Raw genomic sequence first — 20149 nt, forward strand, 5'->3', positions numbered from 1 at the left:
AAAGCCAAGCGATCCGCGTGCCGGGTCGCTCGGCTTTGCCATGGCCGCGCGGCGAGACCGTTCAGGCAGCGAGGGCGACCGCGATGCGCGTGGCGAGACGGACATTGGCCTTGACCAGCGCAATGTTGGTTTGAAGGCTCTTGCCGCCGGTGATGTCGACAAGTTCGGAGAGCAGGAACGGCGTTACGGCCTTGCCGCTGACACCGGCTTGTTCGGCGCGGCCCATGGCTTCGCGGATATGCGCTTCCATGACGTCGCGGGCGATCTCGTCTTCGACGGGCACGGGATTGGCGATCAGCATGCCGCCGGTGATGCCCATGGCGGTGCGGACTTTCTGAAAGCGGGCGATGGCGTCCGGCGTGTCGAGGCGCAGCGGCGACTTCAGGCCGGATTCGCGAGACCAGAAGGCAGGAAACGCATCCGAGCCGAAGGTGACGACGGGCACGCCGCGGGTTTCGAGCACTTCGAGCGTCTTCGGCACATCCAGGATGGCCTTGGCGCCGGCAGAGACGACGATGACGCCGGTGCGCGCAAGCTCGTCGAGATCGGCGGAGATATCGAAGCTCGTTTCGGCGCCGCGATGAACGCCGCCGATGCCGCCGGTGGCGAAGACGGAGATGCCGGCATGGGCCGCGGCGATCATGGTGGCGGCGACCGTGGTGGCGCCGGTGCGGCCTTCGGCCAGCGCGAAGGCGAGATCGGCGCGCGAGAGCTTCATGGCATCCTTGCGGAGCGCGAGCGTGGCCAGGGTCTCATCCGACAGGCCGACGTTCAGCACGCCATCGATGACGGCGATGGTCGCGGGCGTCGCGCCTTCCTCACGCACGATGGCTTCCACCGCGCGGGCCATTTCAAGATTGCCGGGATAGGGCATGCCATGGGTGATGATGGTCGATTCCAGCGCCACGATGGGCTTGCCGGACGCCCGCGCCTCTGCGACATCCGGGGCATAGGTGATCAGGCTGGCGTCGTTCTTCGGGCTCATCTTCGGCTTCTCTCGGCTTGGGTCTGCATCGGTCAGCGGTTCAGATGCAATGGATCGATCGGGGGCACAAGAGCAAGGCGCGCCCGCACGGCATCGAGCGTCAGCCCAGGTGGTGCCGGCTCGGCGCTTTCGACGGCGAGCGAGGCGGCGGCGACGCCATAATGGCAGGCCTCGATGAAAGGCAGGCCGGCCTGAAGAGCTCCGAGCGTGGCGGCAGCAAGCGCATCGCCGGCGCCCGTGACATCGACGATGGTGCAGCCTTCGATCGCGGACAAGAGGAACGTCTGCTGCTGATCAAAGGCAAGCGCCGGGCCGCTGCCCGCCGTGACGATGGCGCGGGCGATGCCGACAGCGCGCAGCTGCTCGGCCTGCGCCTGCCCATCCTCTGCAAGCGGGCCGACGAGCGCTTCGGCCTCGCGCCGGTTCATGAACAGGCAAGAGAGGGCGGAAAGTACCGGTTTCAGCCGCACGATCTTGGCCGGCGAGATGGCGATGGCGGACAAAGGACGGCCAGCCTCGCCGCACCGCCGCGCCAGACGGGCTATCGTCGCCTCGGGAATATTGGCATCGACCAGCACCGCATCGGCTTCAGCTATGGCATCGCGCAGGGGGCGGCGATCGCACTGGCGGGGCGAAAATGCATCGTAAAGCGCCATGTCCGCGAGCGCGACGACGAGATCGCCCTGGCTGTCCAGAATCGCCGAATAGGTGGGCGTTGCCCGATCGAGGAAGGTGATCGGCGTATCTTCGACGCCCGCATCGGCAGCCGCCCGCGCGACCGTCTCGCCAGCGGGATCGCCGCCGCGCGGCGCCACCAGCCGAACGACATGCCCCAGCCGCGCGAGATTGCGGGCGGCGTTGAACGCGCCACCGCCGGCCGTCTCCTCCCAATGCCCCGGATTGCTGGCGTGAAGATGCAGTGCGCCCTTCACCTGGCCGCGGCGATCGAGATGCGCACCGCCAATGACGAGGAATCGGCTCATCGGCAAACGGCCTGCCGCAGAGGCGACACCGGGGCTGATGGTGTATTGCATTTCATGCTGATCATGCGCGGAACAATCCGGGAATAGACAGAAGATAAAGATGCGAATTCAGTGTCTTAGAAAGTGCTTGCCAAACGAGAACAAAATAGGTACAAACGAGAACAGAGGGCACGTTTGCCTGTCCGGCTCGAATAACCTAAAGGTGGAACATATGGCACAGAACTCGCTGCGGCTCGTAGAGGACAATTCGGTGGACAAAAGCAAGGCTCTCGACGCGGCGCTCTCTCAGATCGAGCGCGCGTTCGGCAAGGGTTCGATCATGAAGCTCGGTTCCAACGAGCAGGTGGTCGAAATCGAAACGGTACCGACCGGCTCGCTCGGGCTCGATATCGCTCTCGGCGTCGGTGGACTGCCGAAGGGCCGTATCGTCGAAATCTATGGCCCTGAAAGCTCGGGCAAGACGACGCTTGCCCTGCATTGCGTGGCGGAAGCGCAAAAGCGCGGTGGCATCTGCGGCTTCATCGATGCCGAGCACGCGCTCGATCCGGTCTATGCCCGCAAGCTCGGCGTCGATCTGGAAAACCTCCTGATCTCGCAGCCGGACAATGGCGAGCAGGCGCTGGAGATCACCGATACGCTGGTGCGCTCGGGTGCGATCGACGTGCTGATCGTCGATTCGGTGGCGGCGTTGACGCCACGCGCCGAAATCGAAGGCGAGATGGGCGACAGCCTGCCGGGCCTTCAGGCGCGTCTGATGAGCCAGGCACTGCGCAAGCTGACGGCGTCGATTTCCAAGTCGAACTGCATGGTCATCTTCATCAACCAGATCCGCATGAAGATCGGCGTCATGTTTGGTTCGCCGGAAACGACGACGGGCGGCAACGCACTGAAGTTCTATGCATCGGTGCGCCTCGACATCCGTCGCATCGGCTCGGTCAAGGACCGCGACGAGACCGTCGGCAACCAGACCCGCGTCAAGGTCGTGAAGAACAAGATGGCGCCGCCGCTGAAGGTGATCGAATTCGACATCATGTATGGCGAAGGTATCTCCAAGACCGGCGAGCTGATCGATCTAGGCGTCAAGGCCGGGATCGTCGACAAGTCCGGCTCCTGGTTCTCCTATAACAGCCAGCGTCTGGGGCAGGGCCGCGACAATGCCCGCCAGTTCCTCAAGGACAACCCCGACACGGCCCGCGAGATCGAGCAGGCGATTCGCCAGAATGCCGGCCTGATTGCGGAGAACTTCTTCGATGACGGCCTGCCGGACAACGACACGGACGACGCTGCGGCCGGTTGACGGCGCGCGGTCTTTCCATCCTTTCGCGTCGATCGATTGCGGCGGGCCCATCAGGGTCCGCCGTACTCCGTTGTAGGCAGTCACGAGGCGCGCAATGGCAATGCTGGACAGGGTTTGAGCCGAACGATAAAAGCCGGACACACAAAGGCTGGCGGCGTCATCGGGGGCCGGCCGAACAGAAGCAAAAGGGCGTTTCATGAGCGGCGTAAACGACATTCGCAGCGCATTTCTGGACTTCTTCAAGGCCAATGGCCATGAGGTGGTCAGCTCGTCCCCGCTTGTGCCGCGCAACGACCCGACATTGATGTTCACCAATGCCGGTATGGTCCAGTTCAAGAACGTCTTCACGGGGCTGGAGCAGCGGCCGTATTCGACGGCAGCCACCGCGCAGAAATGCGTGCGCGCCGGCGGCAAGCATAACGACCTCGACAATGTCGGCTATACGGCCCGCCACCACACCTTCTTCGAGATGCTCGGCAATTTTTCCTTTGGCGACTATTTCAAGGAACAGGCGATCACGCTTGCCTGGAACCTGATCACCAAGGATTTCGGCATCGACGCCAACCGGCTTCTGGTGACGGTTTACCACACGGATGACGACGCCTTCGCGCTCTGGAAGAAGATTGCGGGCCTGCCGGACAGCCGCATCATCCGCATCGCGACCAACGACAATTTCTGGGCGATGGGCGATACCGGTCCCTGCGGGCCGTGCTCGGAAATCTTCTACGACCATGGCGACCATATTCCTGGCGGACCTCCCGGATCTCCCGACGAGGATGGCGACCGTTTCATCGAGATCTGGAACCTCGTCTTCATGCAGTTCGAGCAGCTCGCGAGCGGCGAGCGCATCGAACTGCCCCGGCCGTCGATCGATACGGGCATGGGTCTGGAGCGCGTGGCTGCACTTCTGCAGGGCAAGCACGACAATTACGACATCGACCTGTTCCGCGCGCTGATTGCCGCTTCGGTCGAGGCGACGGGCGTGAAGGCGGACGGCGACAAGCGCGCAAGTCACCGCGTCATTGCCGATCATTTGCGGTCGTCGGCCTTCCTGATCGCCGACGGCGTGCTGCCTTCGAACGAGGGTCGCGGTTACGTGCTGCGCCGTATCATGCGCCGCGCGATGCGCCATGCGCGGCTTCTCGGTGCGCAAGAACCGCTGATGTACAAGCTTCTGCCAACGCTCGTTTCGGAAATGGGCCGGGCCTATCCGGAACTCGCTCGCGCGGAAGGCCTGATTTCCGAGACACTGAAGCTTGAAGAAACCCGGTTCCGCCGCACGCTCGATCGCGGCTTGATGCTGCTCGACGATGCGAGCGCGGATCTGACGTCCGGCGACCGACTGGATGGTGAGACGGCGTTCAAGCTCTACGACACCTATGGTTTCCCGCTCGATCTGACGGAAGACGCATTGCGTCTTCGCGGCGTCGGCGTCGACACCGATGGTTTCACCGCAGCGATGGCGCGCCAGAAGGCGGAAGCCCGCGCGGCGTGGTCCGGATCGGGCGATGCGGCGACGGAACGCGTCTGGTTCGAGCTGCGCGACCGCACCGGCGCAACCGATTTTCTCGGCTATGACACCGAGCAGGCCGAAGGCATCGTTGCGGCGCTCGTGCGCGACGGCCAGGAGATCGAGACGGCATCCGCAGGCGAGGCCGTGGAGCTCGTTGCGAACCAGACGCCGTTCTACGGCGAATCCGGGGGCCAGATGGGCGATACGGGCACTATCGCCGGTGAAGGCTTCGTCATTGACGTGAGCGACACGCAGAAAAAGGGCGAAGGTCTCTTCGTCCATATCGGCACGGTGCGCGAAGGCAGTGTGGCGCGCGGCAAGGACATCGTCCTGACCGTCGACCATAAGCGCCGTTCGCGGCTGCGGCAGAACCATTCGGCGACGCATCTTCTGCACGAGGCGCTGCGCGAGGTGCTGGGGACGCATGTCGCGCAGAAGGGCTCTCTGGTTGCGCCCGAGCGCCTGCGATTCGACATTTCCCACCCGAAGCCCATGAGTGCCGAGGAAATCGCGCGCGTTGAAGAGATGGCGAACGCCATCATCGTGCAAAACGCGCCGGTGACAACGCGGCTGATGGGCGTGGAGGATGCCATTGCCGAAGGGGCGATGGCGCTTTTCGGCGAGAAGTATGGCGACGAGGTGCGTGTCGTGTCGATGGGCACCGGCATCGAGGGCGCCAAGGCCGGCAAGCCCTATTCGGTGGAGCTCTGTGGTGGCACGCATGTGAGCGCGACCGGCGATATCGGCCTGGTGCGGGTCGTGGGCGAGGCGGGCGTGAGCGCTGGCGTGCGGCGGCTCGAAGCGCTGACGGGCGAGGCGGCACGGGCCTACCTCGCCGAGCAGGACGAGCGCGTTCGGCGGATTGCGGCAAGCCTCAAGGTTCAGCCGGCCGATGTCGTCGAGCGCGTCGAAGCGCTGTTGGACGAGCGCAGGCGGCTCGAACGCGAGCTGGCGGACGCCAAGCGCAAGCTGGCGCTTGCCGGTCCCGGCGGTGGTTCGAACGGCGGTGAAGCGCGCGAGATCGCGGGCGTTAAATATCTCGGCCGCGTCGTTACGGGTGTGGAGCCAAAGGCGCTGAAGGGCCTGGCGGATGACGGCAAGAAGGCGCTCGGCTCGGGCGTCGTCTGCTTCGTCGGCGTCAGCGACGACGGCAAGGCGAGCGTCGTCGTGGCCGTGACCGACGATCTGACATCCACGCGCAGTGCAGTCGACCTCGTTCGCGTTGCTTCCGCATCGCTCGGCGGTCAGGGCGGCGGCGGCCGGCCGGACATGGCGCAGGCGGGCGGACCGGACGGCACGCGCGCCGAAGCGGCGATCGAAGCCGTGGCCGAAGCCCTGGCTGCCTGAGGCGCAGCGCAACAGCATTCGACCGGCCGCGTTGTCGGCCGGTCAGAGCTGATCGTCAGTCGCTTTGATAAGAATAGATGTCGAGCGGCGCGATTGCGCTGCGTCGGCCTATTCGTGTCTTTGCCCTTCCGGCATTTGTAGCTTCATCTCGCGCGGCGGCTCGCGCTCCAGGTAATCGTGGACGTAGAGCTCCTTGATGAGCATGCGGCCGACTGCGACTAGGGGCATGGCGAGCGCCAGGCCGAGAAGACCGAAGAGCACGCCGAACAGCAATTGCGCAGCGATGACGAGGGCTGGGGACAGGTCGACGCGCTCCTGCTGCACCAGTGGCGTGATCACGTAGCTTTCCAGCGTCTGCACCGAGAGGTAGACGGCGGCGACCCAGAGCAGCATGGAGGGGCCTTCGCCGAAGGCGAGCAACAAGGCCGGCGCGATTGCCAGGACAGGGCCGATATTGGGGATGAAGGCGAGCAGGCCGGCGATGATGCCGAGAATGAAGGCGAGCGGCATTCCTATGAGCAGAAGACCGATGCCGGTCAGCACGCCGACCACGGTCATGGAGATCAGCTGTGCGGCGAGCCAGCTCTTCAGCGTGCGGGCGCATTTCTTCAAGATTTCGTCGGTGCGGGGACGCAGCGATGGCGCGAAGAGCTCGACAGCGCCCTTTCGATAGATGGCGGGCGTGACCGCGACATAGATGCCGATGAAGGCAATGATGACAAAATTGCCCAGCGCGCCAAAGGTCGATGTGACGGCGCTGGTTGCGGCGCGTCCCCCTTCACCCGAAATGAGGCCGGCCGGGTTTGCTCTGTCGAGCGCCCGGTTTGCCCATTCGTATTCTTCGAGCCGGCTGCGTAGATTTTCGATCGCGCCGGGAATCTGGCTGGCAAGTTCGTTGAACTGAGCGGCGATCGATGTCGCTGCCAGAGTGAAAACACCAGCGATGGCGAGCAGCAGCAGAAGCGTGAACAGGCCGATTGACCAGCCGCGCGGAATTTTGGTGGCTCGTTCCACAAGTCCTCCGCCGCCGTTGAGAAAGGCGGCCATCAGGAGGCCCGAAAACAGAACCAGCGCGACGCTCGGCACCAGTATGAACAGGAGAAGGACGACCACGGCCGCGACCGCAATCGAGATCTTCCATCTCGGCATGATATGAGTCCCCAACGCTGCTGATCATGGTTTAACAGGCTTTGGTGACATTCGTTCCGAGCTCGGAAAGCGCAGCAAGCTTTATGCGGAACTGCGCACCGCGCCAAAGATCGACCAGTCGGTGCGCTCGGTGAGGAGTTCGAGGCCGAGGGTGCCGAGCCAGCTGTTGCCCATGGGATCGAGTGCCGGCGACCAGACTGCGATGGACGCGCGGTGGGGCGCGATGGCGAGGATTCCGCCGCCGACACCGGATTTGGCCGGCAGGCCGACGCGAAATGCGAAATCACCGGAGCCATCGTACTGGCCGCACAGCATCATGATGGCGAGGATGCGCCGGGCGCGCCGCGCCTGCTGGATGCTGTCGTCGTCATCGTGCGGATCGTCGTGCATCAGGAACCGGCCTGCCTTCGCCAGGCCCCGGCAGTCGAGCGTGATGGCACATTGATGGACATAGGCTTCCATCACCTCCTTCACCTCATGATCGAGATTGCCGTGGTGCTTGGCCATGTACATGAGCGAGCGGTTGAGATTGCCGCCGGTGCGGTCGCTCGCCATCACGTCCGGGTCGAGTGACATCGTTTCGTCGTCGATCATGCTCTTGATGAAATCGATCACATGCCGGTTGGGGCCAGACTTGCCGCCGATGCCGACGAGGGCGTCGCAAACGACCAGGGCCCCGGCGTTGATGAAGGGATTGCGCGGCACGCCCTTGTCGCGCTCCAGATCGATGATGGAGTTGAAGGGATCGCCGGACGGCTCGCGGCCGATCCGCTTCCAGAGCTTTTCGCCGAGCGCTTCGAGAGCGACTTCCAGCGCGAAGACCTTGGAAATGGATTGGATGGGAAAGCCGGTTCCCGCATTGCCGGCCGAGACCAGTTCTCCATGGCGGGTGAAGACGGCGATGCCGAACTTGTCGAAATCGCCCTTGCGGGGCGGCGCCTTGTCCTTTTCACGGGCGGTTTCGGCGGCCTTTTCGTGCATCGAGGGCGCGGCCTCGCGCACCCGTTCCACTACGTCGCCGAGAATGGTGCGCAGCCGGGACGGGTCGTTCAGCGGATCGGTGGAAGGTTCAGTCATGCCATTTCGTCCTCGGTTTGTGGCTTGAGCACGCGATCCGGTCCAAGCTTTGCACGGTAAGGATGATGGGCCAGAAACGTTCCGCAGCGAATTGCTTGATTGTCGTGGCGGTCAAAGAAAAACCCCGCGGCGTGAACCGCGGGGTCTGGAAGACTTGACCCGAGGAGGCGAAGCCTCAGGCGGCCATGGCCTTTTGGAGGTTCTCGTCGATCTTGTCGAGGAAGCCGGTCGTGGAGAGCCAGGGCTGATCGGGACCGATGAGGAGTGCGAGGTCCTTGGTCATGTGGCCGCTTTCGACGGTCTCGATGCAGACCTTCTCCAGCGTGTCGGCAAAGCGTGCGAGTTCGGCATTGTCGTCGAGCTTGGCGCGGTGCGCGAGGCCACGGGTCCAGGCGAAGATCGAGGCGATGGAGTTGGTGGAGGTTTCCTCGCCCTTCTGGTGCTGGCGGTAGTGGCGCGTGACCGTACCGTGCGCGGCTTCGGCTTCGACCGTGTTGCCATCCGGAGTGAGCAGAACCGAGGTCATCAGGCCGAGCGAGCCGAAGCCCTGCGCAACCGTGTCGGACTGAACGTCGCCGTCATAGTTCTTGCAGGCCCAGACATAACCGCCCGACCATTTCAGGTTTGCGGCGACCATGTCGTCGATCAGGCGGTGTTCGTACCAGATCTTGGCTTCCTTGAACTTCGCCTCGAATTCCTGCTCGTAGACTTCCTGGAAGATGTCCTTGAAGCGGCCGTCATAGACCTTGAGGATGGTGTTCTTGGTCGACAGGTAGACCGGCACCTTGCGGCTGAGGCCGTAGTTCAGCGAAGCGCGGGCGAAATCGCGGATCGACTCGTCGAGGTTGTACATGCCCATGGCAATGCCGGCGCCGGGCGCGTCGAAGATCTCGTATTCCTGCTCCTTGCCGTCCTCACCGACGAACTTCATGTAGAGCTTGCCCTTGCCCGGGAATTTGAAGTCGGTTGCGCGGTACTGGTCGCCATAGGCGTGGCGGCCGACGATGACCGGCTTGGTCCAGCCCGGAACGAGGCGGGGGACGTTCTTGCAGATGATCGGCTCGCGGAAAATGACGCCGCCGAGGATGTTGCGGATCGTGCCGTTGGGCGAGCGCCACATCTTCTTCAGGCCGAATTCCTCGACGCGGCCTTCATCGGCGGTGATCGTGGCGCACTTGACGCCGACGCCGTGCTTCTTGATCGCGTGGGCCGCGTCGATCGTCACCTGGTCGTCGGTGGCGTCGCGGTTTTCCATGCTGAGATCGTAATATTCCAGATCGATGTCCAGATAGGGATGGATCAGCTTGTCCTTGATGAACTGCCAGATGATACGGGTCATCTCGTCGCCGTCGAGCTCAACGACCGGGTTTGCGACCTTGATCTTACTCATGCAGGAAAAGCCTCTCTCTCTCCAAAAAAGCCATGGACGGACGGCATGCCGCCGCATCCAGAACAACTGGCGCGTCCTATAGCATCGTGATTGCCGATGGCAAAGGAGAAGCGGAACCTTTGACGCCCAAGGCTTGGCCGGCACGCAGCACCCGGTGTATGAGCGCAGCGATTGACGCTGTGGCTCTGTGGGCGCAGCGCAGAACGCTGCGAGGGAGCCCGAATGGCCGGAACCGACAGAAAGCGCGCGATGATTGCGGAAGGCCCCGCGATCGTGCTGGTGGAGCCGCAGCTTGGCGAAAACATCGGCATGGTGGCGCGCGCCATGGCCAATTTCGGGTTGTCGGACCTTAGGCTGGTCAATCCGCGCGATGGATGGCCGAGCGAAAAGGCGCGCCAGGCGGCGTCCAAGGCCGACCACGTGATCGATGCGACGCAGGTGTTCGAGACGCTCGAGGAGGCAATCGCCGATCTCAATTTCGTCTATGCGACGACCGCGCGCGAGCGTGACGGCTTCAAGCCGGTGCGCGGACCGGTGGAGGCAGGCCAGACGCTGCGGACGAAGTTCCGCGAAGGCCAGGCTACGGGCATCCTGTTCGGGCGCGAGCGCTGGGGCCTAAAGAACCACGAAGTGGCGCTTGCCGACGAGATCGTGACCTTTCCTGTCAATCCAGCCTTCGCCTCGCTCAACATCGCGCAGGCCGTGCTGCTCATGTCCTATGAGTGGATGAATTCAGGGCTCTCGGATGTGACTGAGACCGCGTTCACCCACAACGACATGACGCCGGCGACCAAGGAAGAGACCTTCGGCCTGTTCGATCATCTGGAAGAGGCGCTCGATGCGCGCGGTTACTTCAGGCCCGAGGACAAGAAGCCGAAAATGGTCGACAATCTGCGCACGCTGCTTGCGCGTCGCGGGCTGTTTTCCCAGGAAATCCATGTGCTGCGCGGTGTGATCAACTCGCTCGACCGCTATTCGCGCAAGCGCCCGCGCGGCAGCGGCGCGCCCGACGAGATCGCGTCGCAGCCGAACGATCGGCCCGACAATGGCTGAGGCCAGCATGGCTGAGCGCGGGCCGGTCCTCGTTTTCGATTCGGGCATCGGCGGGCTGACCGTGCTGCGCGAAATGCGGGTGCTTTTGCCTGGGAAGCGGCTCGTCTATGTGGCCGACGATGCGGCGTTTCCCTATGGCGCGTGGGAAGAGGATGCCCTGCGGACACGCATGGTGGCGCTGTTTGAGAAGCTGATCGCGGCGCACCGGCCATCGATCGCGGTGATTGCCTGCAACACGGCTTCGACGCTGGCGCTGGGTGATCTGCGCGCGGCCTATCCCAAACTTGCTTTCGTCGGCACGGTGCCGGCCATCAAGCCTGCGGCGGAGCGCACGCGGTCGGGTCTCGTATCGGTGCTGGCGACGCCAGGAACCGTGAAGCGGCAATATACGCGGGATCTCATCAGCGACTGGGCGACGAAGTGCCATGTGCGGCTGGTCGGCAGCACGGAACTGGCGGGGCTTGCCGAGACCTACATGCGCGAAGGTTTTGTGGACGAGGAAGCGGTGCGAGCGGAGATTGCGCCGTGTTTCGTGGAGCGCGACGGCAACCGCACCGATATCGTCGTGCTTGCCTGCACGCACTATCCGTTTCTCGTCAACCGCATGCGCAAGACCGCGCCGTGGCCGGTGGATTGGCTCGACCCGTCCGAGGCGATCGCTAGGCGGGCCGTGAGCGTGCTGAATGGTGACGGTGCGGGCGCCGACCGGGCACGTGCGTTCGAAGCAGAATCACGTGCGGAGGTGAGCCCCGATATGGCTCTCTTCACGTCCGGCAAGCCAGATCCAGCGATCCGGCGACTGATGCACGGCTTCGGGCTGCGCGTCCCAGACGATCTTGCAGCGCACAATTTTTCCGTCTGATCCGGAACCGCGGGGCATCCGGTGCCGTTATCGGGAAAATGAATAAGGAGTCTCTTATGGACCTGATCCGCATCATCTTCGCCATCATCCTCCCGCCGCTCGGCGTCTTCCTGCAGGTCGGTCTTGGCAAGCACTTCTGGATCAACATCATCCTGACGCTGCTCGGCTACATCCCGGGCATCGTGCACGCGATCTGGATCATCGCCCGCGTGAAGTGACGCGCCGGTGGCGTCAAAGCCGCGTTGACAAACGCGGCCTCTTCCCATAATCACCCCCACAACGCCCGGCGGCCACGTCGGGCGTTTCATTTGACGTGTCCCGTGGATCGGTCCTTTTGGGGTCTTGATCCTGTCAGCCGACGGCTTCGGCCCGATGGCAGAGGAGGGCGCGTTTCCTTCTGGCGCTGCATGAAGATGCAACGTCATCGTTTTGTTTTGAAAGGAAATGCGATGAGCAAGCGCGAATCGTCCAAGTACAAGATCGATCGCCGCATGGGCGAAAACATCTGGGGTCGTCCGAAGTCCCCGGTGAACCGCCGCGAATACGGCCCAGGCCAGCACGGCCAGCGCCGCAAGGGCAAGCTTTCGGATTTCGGTGTGCAGCTGCGCGCCAAGCAGAAGCTCAAGGGCTACTACGGCGACATCCGCGAGAAGCAGTTCCGCAAGATCTACGAAGAGGCCAACCGCCGCAAGGGCGACACCCCGGAGAACCTGATCGGTCTTCTGGAGTCGCGTCTCGACGCCATCGTCTACCGCGCGAAGTTCGTGCCGACGGTTTTCGCGGCGCGCCAGTTCGTCAACCACGGCCACGTTTCGGTCAACGGCGTACGCACCAACATCCCGTCCTTCCGCTGCAAGCCGGGCGATGTGATCGAAGTGCGCGAGAAGTCCAAGCAGCTCGTCATCGTTCTCGAAGCGACGCAGCTCGCCGAGCGTGACGTTCCGGACTATATCGAAGCGGATCACAACAAGATGGTCGCGACCTTCGTGCGCGTTCCGGGCCTGTCGGACGTGCCCTATGCCGTCCAGATGGAACCGAACCTCGTCGTCGAGTTCTATTCGCGCTAAGCGTTCCGTATCCACTTTTCAAAGGCCGCGTGCTTGCACGCGGCCTTTGTCGTTTTGGGCTCCTGCAAAGGCGCACTTCGTGCTACCTGGGAGACACAGCGATCGAATCTGCACGTTGCAGTCGATCTTTCTTGACGCTTACACGGCTGCCGAAGCGATGTCGTCTCGCGCCAGCCGAGGAGAATGCAGGCGCATTGCCTCATGCTGCATCGGCCTCGTTTCGAAGCGAGGCGTCCTATCGGCCCTTCCTGTTGGTGGGGCTCTTCATTCTCGCGCTGGTCGGCTCCGTTCTGCTTGGCTCGGAGCCCTTCGTCCAGACCCTCACCGGTGAAGGGGGCGCCGTCGAGACGCTGTCGGCCGCCGGCTATCTCGTGGCGGCTGCGATCCTTGTCCGAGAGGCAAATCAGCAGTTCCTGAAGACGCATTTCTATTTCGTCGTGATCCTGTTGGCGCTATGCATGCGCGAACTCGACTTCCACAATCTCATGACGACGATGAGCATCACCAAGACCAGCTTCTACGTTTCCGGCGACGTGCCGCTCCTGGAAAAACTTGCGGCGGTCGTGGCTCTGGTCACGGTCGGCGCGGCGGTTGTCATAGCGGGGCTTCGTCATGCGCGGCAGTTCATCGCAGGGCTGCGCGGGCTCCACCTGCCGGCAGTGGGCGTCCTGGCTGCGGGTTTGTCCATCATCGCGGCCAAGACGCTCGACGGCCTGCCGCGCAAGCTTGAAGGCCTCGGCATTGATCTCGGTGCCAGCGCTGCGGTGGTTTCGACCGGGATCGAGGAAGTGATCGAGCTCGGCATCCCGCTGTTCCTGATGTGCGCGGTGCTCGCCTTCTTCCCGCGGCGCCACCCGCAGACCCCTGAGCGAGGCGCCGCAAGGTGAGTGCGATCGAAGCGATTGCCGGCGACTACCCTCCGATCATGGCGAATGCGCCTTCGTCGGTGACGTTCAACAAGCTGCGCAAGCGGCTGTTGCGGCAGACGCGCCAGGCGATCGAGGATTTCCAGATGCTGCGGCCCGAAATGGGCACGACGCGTCCGCGCTGGCTCGTCGCGCTTTCGGGCGGCAAGGATTCCTATGCGCTGCTGGCCGTCTTGAGCGAATTGCAGTGGCGCGGGCTTCTGCCGGTCGACCTCATCGCCTGCAATCTCGACCAAGGCCAGCCGAACTTTCCCAAGAACGTGCTGCCGGAGTTTCTCACCCGCAACGGCATTGCGCACCGGATCGAATATCGCGACACCTATTCGGTGGTGAAGGAGAAGGTGCCGGAAGGGGCCACCTATTGCGCGCTGTGCTCACGCTTGAGGCGCGGCAATCTCTACCGCATCGCGCGTGAGGAAGGCTGCGAGGCGCTAGTGCTCGGCCATCATCGCGACGATATCCTCGAGACGTTTTTCCTCAACCTCTTCCACGGCGGCAAGCTGGCGGCGATGCCGCCGAAGCTCCTAAACGACGAAGGCGACCTTCTGGTGCTGCGCCCGCTCGCCTATTGCGCCGAGGACGAGCTGGCGAAATTCGCCAGCGCCATGGAGTTTCCGATCATTCCCTGCGACCTCTGCGGGTCGCAGGACGGGCTTCAGCGCAATGCGATGAAGGCGATGCTTTCCGACATCGAACGGCGCATGCCGGGCCGCAAGGACACGATGCTGAAGGCGTTGGCCAATGCGCGGCCGTCGCATCTGCTCGACCCGAAGCTCTTCGATTTCGGCGCGATCAATCCGCCGGCCTGAGGATTTTTGAGTTTGGGCCAAGCGCTTGCACGCTTGGCCCAAACTCTGTTCAGCAAGCAGAGAAGATCCCGGGATTACTGGCTAATCGCGGCGATATTGCCATTACCTGTCTGGGTGAGGGCAGCTACGTTGCCCGCGCTCGACTGGATAACCGCCATCTGGTTCATGTTTCCGTTGGTGTCGGCGGTCAGCGTATTGCGGTCGCCGCTCTGAGAGACGTTGAAAAGATTGCCATCCCCAGTGATCGACAGCGTCGCGCCGTTGTCGAAGCCGGATTGGCCGAGAAGGCCACCCGGGGCATTGGCGGCAACCAGGTTCAGCGAAGCGCCCGAGAAGGTGCCGACGCCATTGTCGTTGCCATTGATCGTCAGCAACGCCGTATGGAAGCCGATACCAGTCTGTTGGATGGTCGCGTTGTTGCCGTCGCCGTCGATGCGCAATGTTGCGCCCGAGTCGGATGTATCCTGGCGAATGCCGACTGCGTTGCTGGAACCGACAATTTCCAGATAAGCCAGATTGTCATCGCCGTTTTGACGGATCGCAGACGGGTTGCCAGCAATGGTGTTGCTGCTGTTGTCATCCCCGATGATGCGGATACCGGCGTCGTTGTTGTCGCCCGACTGGCCGAAGAAGACAATGTTGCTGTCACCATCGACATACATGCCGAGGCTGTTGTCGTCGCCGGACATGGTGCCGGATGCTGTATTGAACGCGCCCAGTTGCGCGAAGCCGGAGACGTTGCGGTTTCCAATTTCCGTGCGGGTGAGGGCATTGTTCGTGCCGACCTGCAGGACTGTTGCCTCGATTGCGCCGACCGAACCTGCGAGTGCGGCGAATGCCGTCGTGCCGTTGTCCGTCCCAAACTGAGACACGGTAGCCGAGTTCGCAGTGCCCACGCCACCCACCGTGTTGGTCTGATCGATGAGCGTGAGAATGTTGCCTGTTCCGTCGGCCTGACGCACCGTTGCTTGGTTGCCGCCAATCTGGCGAATTGTCTCAACGGTATTGTCAGAGCCCGAGCCGCGGATGCCAACAGCGACTTGACCGACGAAAGCCGAGTTGTCTGCTCCTGTCTGCTGGATCGTCGTGACGATATTACGCTCGCCACCCTGCTGCACTTCGGCATCGTTTCCCGTGCCGATCTGCTCGATGGCACGCGCTGTACTGGTGGCGTTGCCGATCAGATTTTCCGTGCCAATTTGCCCAATGTTCACGCTATTGGTTGCGCCATTCGCAGAGTTCGATTGATACACGAACGACACGGTATTGGCGCCTTCACCACCCTGGACGATCGCAATCGTATTGGTCGGTCGGGTTTCGACGATCGTTGTCGAAGCGCTCAATTGAGAGAAACCACCGACGGCGTTTCCGTTGCTTGACTGCTCGATCGATGCCTCATTGCTGTCGCCCCGGCCCGAGAATGTCGTTGCGCCCTGCTGCACGCGCAAACCGTTCTGAAGCCCTACAGTGTTGTTATTGCCGCTCTGATCGATCGTCAGGCTGTTCTGGTTGCCACGCTGTGTCAGGTTCCGTGCGGCCGAGCCAATGAGTGCGCCGGCAAAGTTGTTGTCGCCGCTTTGCGTGATGCTGGCGTCATTGTCGTTGCCGACCTGGGTCAGACGCGTTTCATTTTGTTGACCACCGCTCTGATCGACAAGCGCCTCGTTGTCGTTGCCAACGGCAACAGCGAAGCCAGTGTCAACGCCTTGCTCGATGAAGGCCTCGTTTGACTGAGCGAGGGCAAAGTCTGTTGCAAAGCCCAGTGCAGTAGCTGCAAGCAGCAACGTCTTGATCGATTGCATGTCTGATCCCTGATTTTGAGCGGCAGCCATCAGCCGCCTAATTGGCCGAACGCGGCATCCGAATGATGCAGCGGCTTTGTTAGGAGCTAGGCAGCAGGGATCGTTGCCATGTATTGCCGTGCAATACATGGCAAACGCAAATTACAAATCGCACGCATTCAAACCCTGAAGAGTATAAATGCATACAATCATGATATGATGACGCTCCCCAGCGCTCTTCTCTAGCTTCCAGAGAGCAAAATAGAGATGGTTTATGAAGTGTTAATGAATGGCGCGAAAACGCTGTGGGTGAGTGAAAAAATGATACTGACTAGCAAATTGTTCTCGCATTAGACGCACTACGTGCAAAGAAATCTGGAGTGGATCCAGGTTATCAATCCACCGGCCTGACGAAGAGCTTGCCCCGTTCGGTGATGAGTACGATCATCAGTGCGATGCCGCCGAAGCCTGAGAAGGCCAGCGAGAGCGGGATGAGCGTGCCGTTGAAGGCCTGGCCGATCATGCCGCCGAGCAGCGCGCCGCCGGTGAACGAAATGACGCCGATGACCGAGGATGCGGTGCCGGCAATGTGGCCGAGCGGCTCCATGGCGATGGAGTTGAAGTTGTTCGCCACCAGCCCGAAGGACAGCATGCAGCAGGCAAGCAGAATGTTCGCCACATAGAAATTCGGGATGCCGAACAGGCTGAGAACGAGCAGGATCGCTCCGAAGCTCATCATGGCGATCAGGGCGCCGTGGGAGATGAGGCGCATGCCGTAGCGCTGCACGTAGCGGCCGTTGAGGATCGACGTGATCGCCATGCCGACGGCGCTGAGCGCAAAGCCGAGCGCGAACCAGTCGCCCATGCCGTAGATCGAATCGTAGACCTGCTGGATCGACACGATGAACGAGAAGAGCGCACCGAAGAGCAGCAGCGAGCCGAGCGTGTAGCCGACGGCGAGGCGCGAACGGAACACTTCGCCGAACGCGTAGACGAGGCCCTTGAACGACAGTTCGATGCGTTCGGCGACCGGCAGCGTCTCCTTGAGGCGGAAGCCTGTCCAGCCGGCAAAGAGGAAGGCGGCGGCGCCCAAGAAGGCGAAGATCGCCTGCCATTCCGCAACCAGCAGGATCGCCTGGCCGACCGCGGGTGCCATGATCGGCACGATCATGAACACGGTGAAGACATAGGACATGACGCGCGCCATGTCGCGGCCGCCATAGCAATCGCGCACGATGGCCGTGACGATGATGCGCACCGACGCTGCCCCGATGCCCTGGATGAGGCGCAGCACCAGCAGCGTGTTGAAATCATCGACGAAGAGCACGGCCAGCGAGGCAGCCGCGTAGACTGCGATGCCGGGAAGCAGGACGGGCCTGCGGCCGAAGCGATCCGACAGCGGGCCGAAGAGGATCTGGGCGAGCCCGAAGCCGAGAGCGAAGACGGTGATGACGGCCTGACGGTCGTTCTCGTTGACGACGCCGAGCGCCTCGCCGATGGCGGGGAGCGCCGGCAGCATGATGTCGATCGACAGCGCGATGATCGAGGTGAGGGCGGCGGCGAGCCCGATGAACTCGTAAAAGCCGATGCCGGCCCGGTCCGATCCGTTGAGCGCAGCCGGGGCCGGACTGGTGGTCGAAGCGGCGGCAGCGCGGCCGATGGGAGAATTCTCGTTCATGGGACGATCCGGATCATAATCTTGAAAAGAGGCGGCCGCGTTCGGCGACCAGCACGAGAACGAATGCGATGAAGGACACGGCACAGAAGCCTGCGACCAGTGGCAGCGCGGTGCCGTTATAGAGCTGGCCGATCAGCGCGCCGATCAGGCCGCCCCCTGCCGTCTGGAGGAAGCCGAGGACGGAGGATGCGGTGCCGGCCACATGGCCGAGCGGCTCCATGGCGAGCGCGTTGAAGTTTGCGCCGATCCAGCCGAACTGGAACATGGCCGCGATGAAGAAGACGAGGAAGAGCCAAAGGGGCAGGGTGCCCACAAGTGACGCGAGCAGCCAGACGAAGCAGACCGACATGAAGCCGACAAGGGCGCCATGGGACAGGGTGCGCATGCCGAAGCGGCCGACGAGGCGCGAATTGATGAAGGACGAGAGCGCCATGAAGGTTGCGACCAGCGCGAAGACGGCCGGGAACCAGACACCGAGGCCGTAGACTTCGACAAAGATCTGCTGCGCGGAATTCAAGAAGCCGAACATTGCGCCGAAGACCGCCGCGGTGGCAAAGGCATAGCAGACCGACATGCGGTTCGACAGCACGATGCGGAAGGCTTCCATGATCTTGCCGAAGCGCAATTCCCGGCGATCGGCCGGCTTCAGCGTCTCGGGCAAGCGAAGGGCGACCCATGCCAGCACCGCAAGTGCGACGAGCGCGATGAACACAAAGATCAGGTGCCACTCGCCAAAGAACATGATCAACTGACCGAAGCCTGGCGCCAGGACCGGCACGACCATGAACACCATCATGACGATCGACATGATCTCCGCCATCTGGCGGCCGCCGAAAACATCGCGCACCAGCGTGACGGCGATGACGCGGGTCGCTGCGGCTCCGATGCCTTGCGCCATGCGCAGCAGCAGCAGCATTCCGAAGCTCGTCGAGAGGGCAGCGAGGCCCGCGCAGATGGCGTAGATGACGATGCCGATGAGCAGCGGCTTGCGGCGCCCGAAGCGATCGGCGATCGGCCCGAAGAAGAGCTGGGCGCCGCCGAAACCGACCACATAGGCGGACAGAACGAGCTGGCGTTGATTGGCATCGGCGACGCCGAGCGATTCGCCGATCTGCTGAAGGCTCGGCAGCATGATGTCGATCGACAGCGCGTTGAGCGCCATCAGCGAGGCGACCATCGCGATGAATTCCATCCGCGACAGAGGCGGCGGTGGTCCGGCGGGCGCCGGTGGCGCAGCGACGGCATCTCGCGATGCGGCATGGGTTGCCGATCGTATCGGTTGGTCGTCCATGGGAACCTCGGGTGCCGAAAGGCGAAAGACCCGAGGCGTGCGCAACGCGGCACGGACGGGCGACAGGTGCAGAAAAATGCTGCGAGCGCGAAGAGACTAGCCGGGATCGGCATCAACGCAACCGGAAATCGTCCGGCAATGGATGAACGATCTGTATCGAAGGATCACCCAAAACGATGAAAGCCGCGGCGGGCGCGGCTTTCGGATCAGTCGATGGAGCTAGACGGGCTCAGGCGTTGCTGCGAACCGCGACGCCCTTGTCGGCAAAATGCGACTGCAGTTCCTGGTTCTGGAACATCTCGCGGATAATGTCGCAGCCGCCGACGAATTCGCCCTTTACATAGAGCTGCGGGATCGTCGGCCAGTTGGAGTAGTCCTTGATGCCCTGGCGCAGATCGGCATCGGCCAGCACGTTGATGCCTTTGTAGTCGACGCCGACATAGTCGAGAATCTGCACGACTTGGCCGGAGAAACCGCATTGCGGGAACTGGGGCGTGCCCTTCATGAAGAGGACGACGTCGTTGGTCTTCACTTCATTGTCGATGAAATCGTTGATCGCGCTCATGAGAATGTCCTTCGTTTGCCGGTCGAGGCGCCGGCAACGGATTGGTGTCGGTGGCCTCTAGATAGGAGATCGGGCAGGGCTTGTCGAGTTTGCGCGCAAGGCGGCGATCAGACGAAGCTGTATCTTTGCCCCGTCAGTCCGGGGCGCTGGTCTGCAATGCGAGTGCATGAAGCACGCCGCCCATGTTGCCCTTTAGCGCGTTGTAAACCATCTGGTGCTGCTGCACGCGGTTCTTGCCGCGAAAGCTCTCCGAGACGACTTCGGCGGCATAGTGATCGCCGTCGCCGGCGAGGTCACGGATCGTTACGCGCGCATCCGGAATGCCTTCCTTGATCATTTTCTCGATGTCACCGGCACTCATCGGCATGGGTGAGGG

The 20149-nt window shown here is 62.6% G+C and carries 18 protein-coding genes; 8 read left to right on the top strand and 10 right to left on the bottom strand.

Annotated features, from left to right (window positions below; all coding sequences use genetic code 11):
* Positions 1-61 precede the first annotated feature (61 nt).
* Positions 62-985: a pseudouridine-5'-phosphate glycosidase gene (locus QQL76_RS07105; RefSeq protein WP_499206969.1), complete on the bottom strand. Its 924-nt coding sequence runs from the start codon at positions 983-985 to the stop codon at positions 62-64.
* Between the two features lie 32 nt (positions 986-1017).
* Positions 1018-1968, bottom strand: a complete 951-nt coding sequence (locus tag QQL76_RS07110) for a carbohydrate kinase family protein (protein ID WP_499206970.1) — start codon at positions 1966-1968, stop codon at positions 1018-1020.
* A 211-nt stretch (positions 1969-2179) separates the two neighbouring features.
* Between QQL76_RS07110 and recA the strand changes: the two genes are divergently transcribed.
* Together recA and alaS are read left to right on the top strand one after the other, a co-directional pair.
* Positions 2180-3265, top strand: coding sequence for a recombinase RecA (gene recA, locus QQL76_RS07115; protein ID WP_499206971.1), 1086 nt, complete (start codon positions 2180-2182; stop codon positions 3263-3265).
* Positions 3266-3461: 196 nt separating this feature from the next.
* Positions 3462-6125: an alanine--tRNA ligase gene (gene alaS, locus QQL76_RS07120; protein WP_499206972.1), complete on the top strand. Its 2664-nt coding sequence runs from the start codon at positions 3462-3464 to the stop codon at positions 6123-6125.
* Between the two features lie 108 nt (positions 6126-6233).
* Here alaS and QQL76_RS07125 read toward each other — a convergent pair whose 3' ends face one another.
* The 3 genes from QQL76_RS07125 to QQL76_RS07135 form a co-directional block, all read right to left on the bottom strand.
* Positions 6234-7274: an AI-2E family transporter gene (locus QQL76_RS07125; RefSeq protein WP_499206973.1), complete on the bottom strand. Its 1041-nt coding sequence runs from the start codon at positions 7272-7274 to the stop codon at positions 6234-6236.
* Positions 7275-7355: 81 nt separating this feature from the next.
* Positions 7356-8351, bottom strand: a complete 996-nt coding sequence (gene glsA / locus QQL76_RS07130; protein WP_499206974.1) for a glutaminase — start codon at positions 8349-8351, stop codon at positions 7356-7358.
* Between the two features lie 175 nt (positions 8352-8526).
* Positions 8527-9741, bottom strand: a complete 1215-nt coding sequence (locus QQL76_RS07135) for an NADP-dependent isocitrate dehydrogenase (protein WP_126010070.1) — start codon at positions 9739-9741, stop codon at positions 8527-8529.
* Positions 9742-9963: 222 nt separating this feature from the next.
* On the opposite strand from QQL76_RS07135, the gene QQL76_RS07140 reads away from it, so the two are divergent.
* The 6 genes from QQL76_RS07140 to ttcA all read left to right on the top strand — a co-directional run bounded on the left by QQL76_RS07140 (position 9964) and on the right by ttcA (position 14458).
* Positions 9964-10794, top strand: coding sequence for an RNA methyltransferase (locus QQL76_RS07140; RefSeq protein WP_404861673.1), 831 nt, complete (start codon positions 9964-9966; stop codon positions 10792-10794).
* On the top strand, positions 10787-11656 hold the full coding sequence (murI, locus tag QQL76_RS07145; protein ID WP_499206975.1) for a glutamate racemase: 870 nt from the start codon (positions 10787-10789) through the stop codon (positions 11654-11656). The genes QQL76_RS07140 and murI overlap by 8 nt, the downstream gene beginning before the upstream one ends.
* A 56-nt stretch (positions 11657-11712) precedes the next feature.
* Complete coding sequence (locus tag QQL76_RS07150) at positions 11713-11874, top strand: YqaE/Pmp3 family membrane protein (RefSeq protein WP_126010072.1); 162 nt, start codon at positions 11713-11715, stop codon at positions 11872-11874.
* 231 nt (positions 11875-12105) lie between these two features.
* On the top strand, positions 12106-12723 hold the full coding sequence (gene rpsD, locus QQL76_RS07155; RefSeq protein ID WP_126010073.1) for a 30S ribosomal protein S4: 618 nt from the start codon (positions 12106-12108) through the stop codon (positions 12721-12723).
* A 194-nt stretch (positions 12724-12917) separates the two neighbouring features.
* The gene (locus tag QQL76_RS07160) at positions 12918-13610 is read left to right on the top strand and encodes a hypothetical protein (RefSeq protein WP_499206976.1); all 693 of its coding nucleotides are present in this window, start codon (positions 12918-12920) and stop codon (positions 13608-13610) included.
* A gap of 38 nt (positions 13611-13648) precedes the next feature.
* Positions 13649-14458, top strand: a complete 810-nt coding sequence (ttcA, locus tag QQL76_RS07165) for a tRNA 2-thiocytidine(32) synthetase TtcA (protein WP_499207134.1) — start codon at positions 13649-13651, stop codon at positions 14456-14458.
* A gap of 74 nt (positions 14459-14532) precedes the next feature.
* On the opposite strand, the gene QQL76_RS07170 is transcribed toward ttcA, so the two are convergent.
* The 5 genes from QQL76_RS07170 to QQL76_RS07190 all read right to left on the bottom strand — a co-directional run bounded on the left by QQL76_RS07170 (position 14533) and on the right by QQL76_RS07190 (position 20140).
* Entirely contained in the window at positions 14533-16260 is a 1728-nt protein-coding gene (locus tag QQL76_RS07170) for a beta strand repeat-containing protein (protein ID WP_499206977.1), read from the bottom strand.
* A gap of 373 nt (positions 16261-16633) precedes the next feature.
* A complete protein-coding gene (locus QQL76_RS07175; protein WP_499206978.1) occupies positions 16634-17917 on the bottom strand; it encodes a multidrug effflux MFS transporter in 1284 nt (427 codons plus the stop codon).
* A gap of 13 nt (positions 17918-17930) precedes the next feature.
* A complete protein-coding gene (locus QQL76_RS07180) occupies positions 17931-19118 on the bottom strand; it encodes a multidrug effflux MFS transporter (RefSeq protein WP_499207135.1) in 1188 nt (395 codons plus the stop codon).
* Positions 19119-19437: 319 nt separating this feature from the next.
* Positions 19438-19773: a glutaredoxin family protein gene (gene grxD / locus QQL76_RS07185; protein WP_499206979.1), complete on the bottom strand. Its 336-nt coding sequence runs from the start codon at positions 19771-19773 to the stop codon at positions 19438-19440.
* Positions 19774-19906: 133 nt separating this feature from the next.
* Positions 19907-20140, bottom strand: a complete 234-nt coding sequence (locus QQL76_RS07190; RefSeq protein ID WP_126010077.1) for a BolA/IbaG family iron-sulfur metabolism protein — start codon at positions 20138-20140, stop codon at positions 19907-19909.
* Positions 20141-20149 lie beyond the last annotated feature (9 nt).

The sequence above is a fragment of the Rhizobium albus genome (assembly GCA_030160035.1).
GTDB classification, from domain to species: domain Bacteria; phylum Pseudomonadota; class Alphaproteobacteria; order Rhizobiales; family Rhizobiaceae; genus Georhizobium; species Georhizobium albus.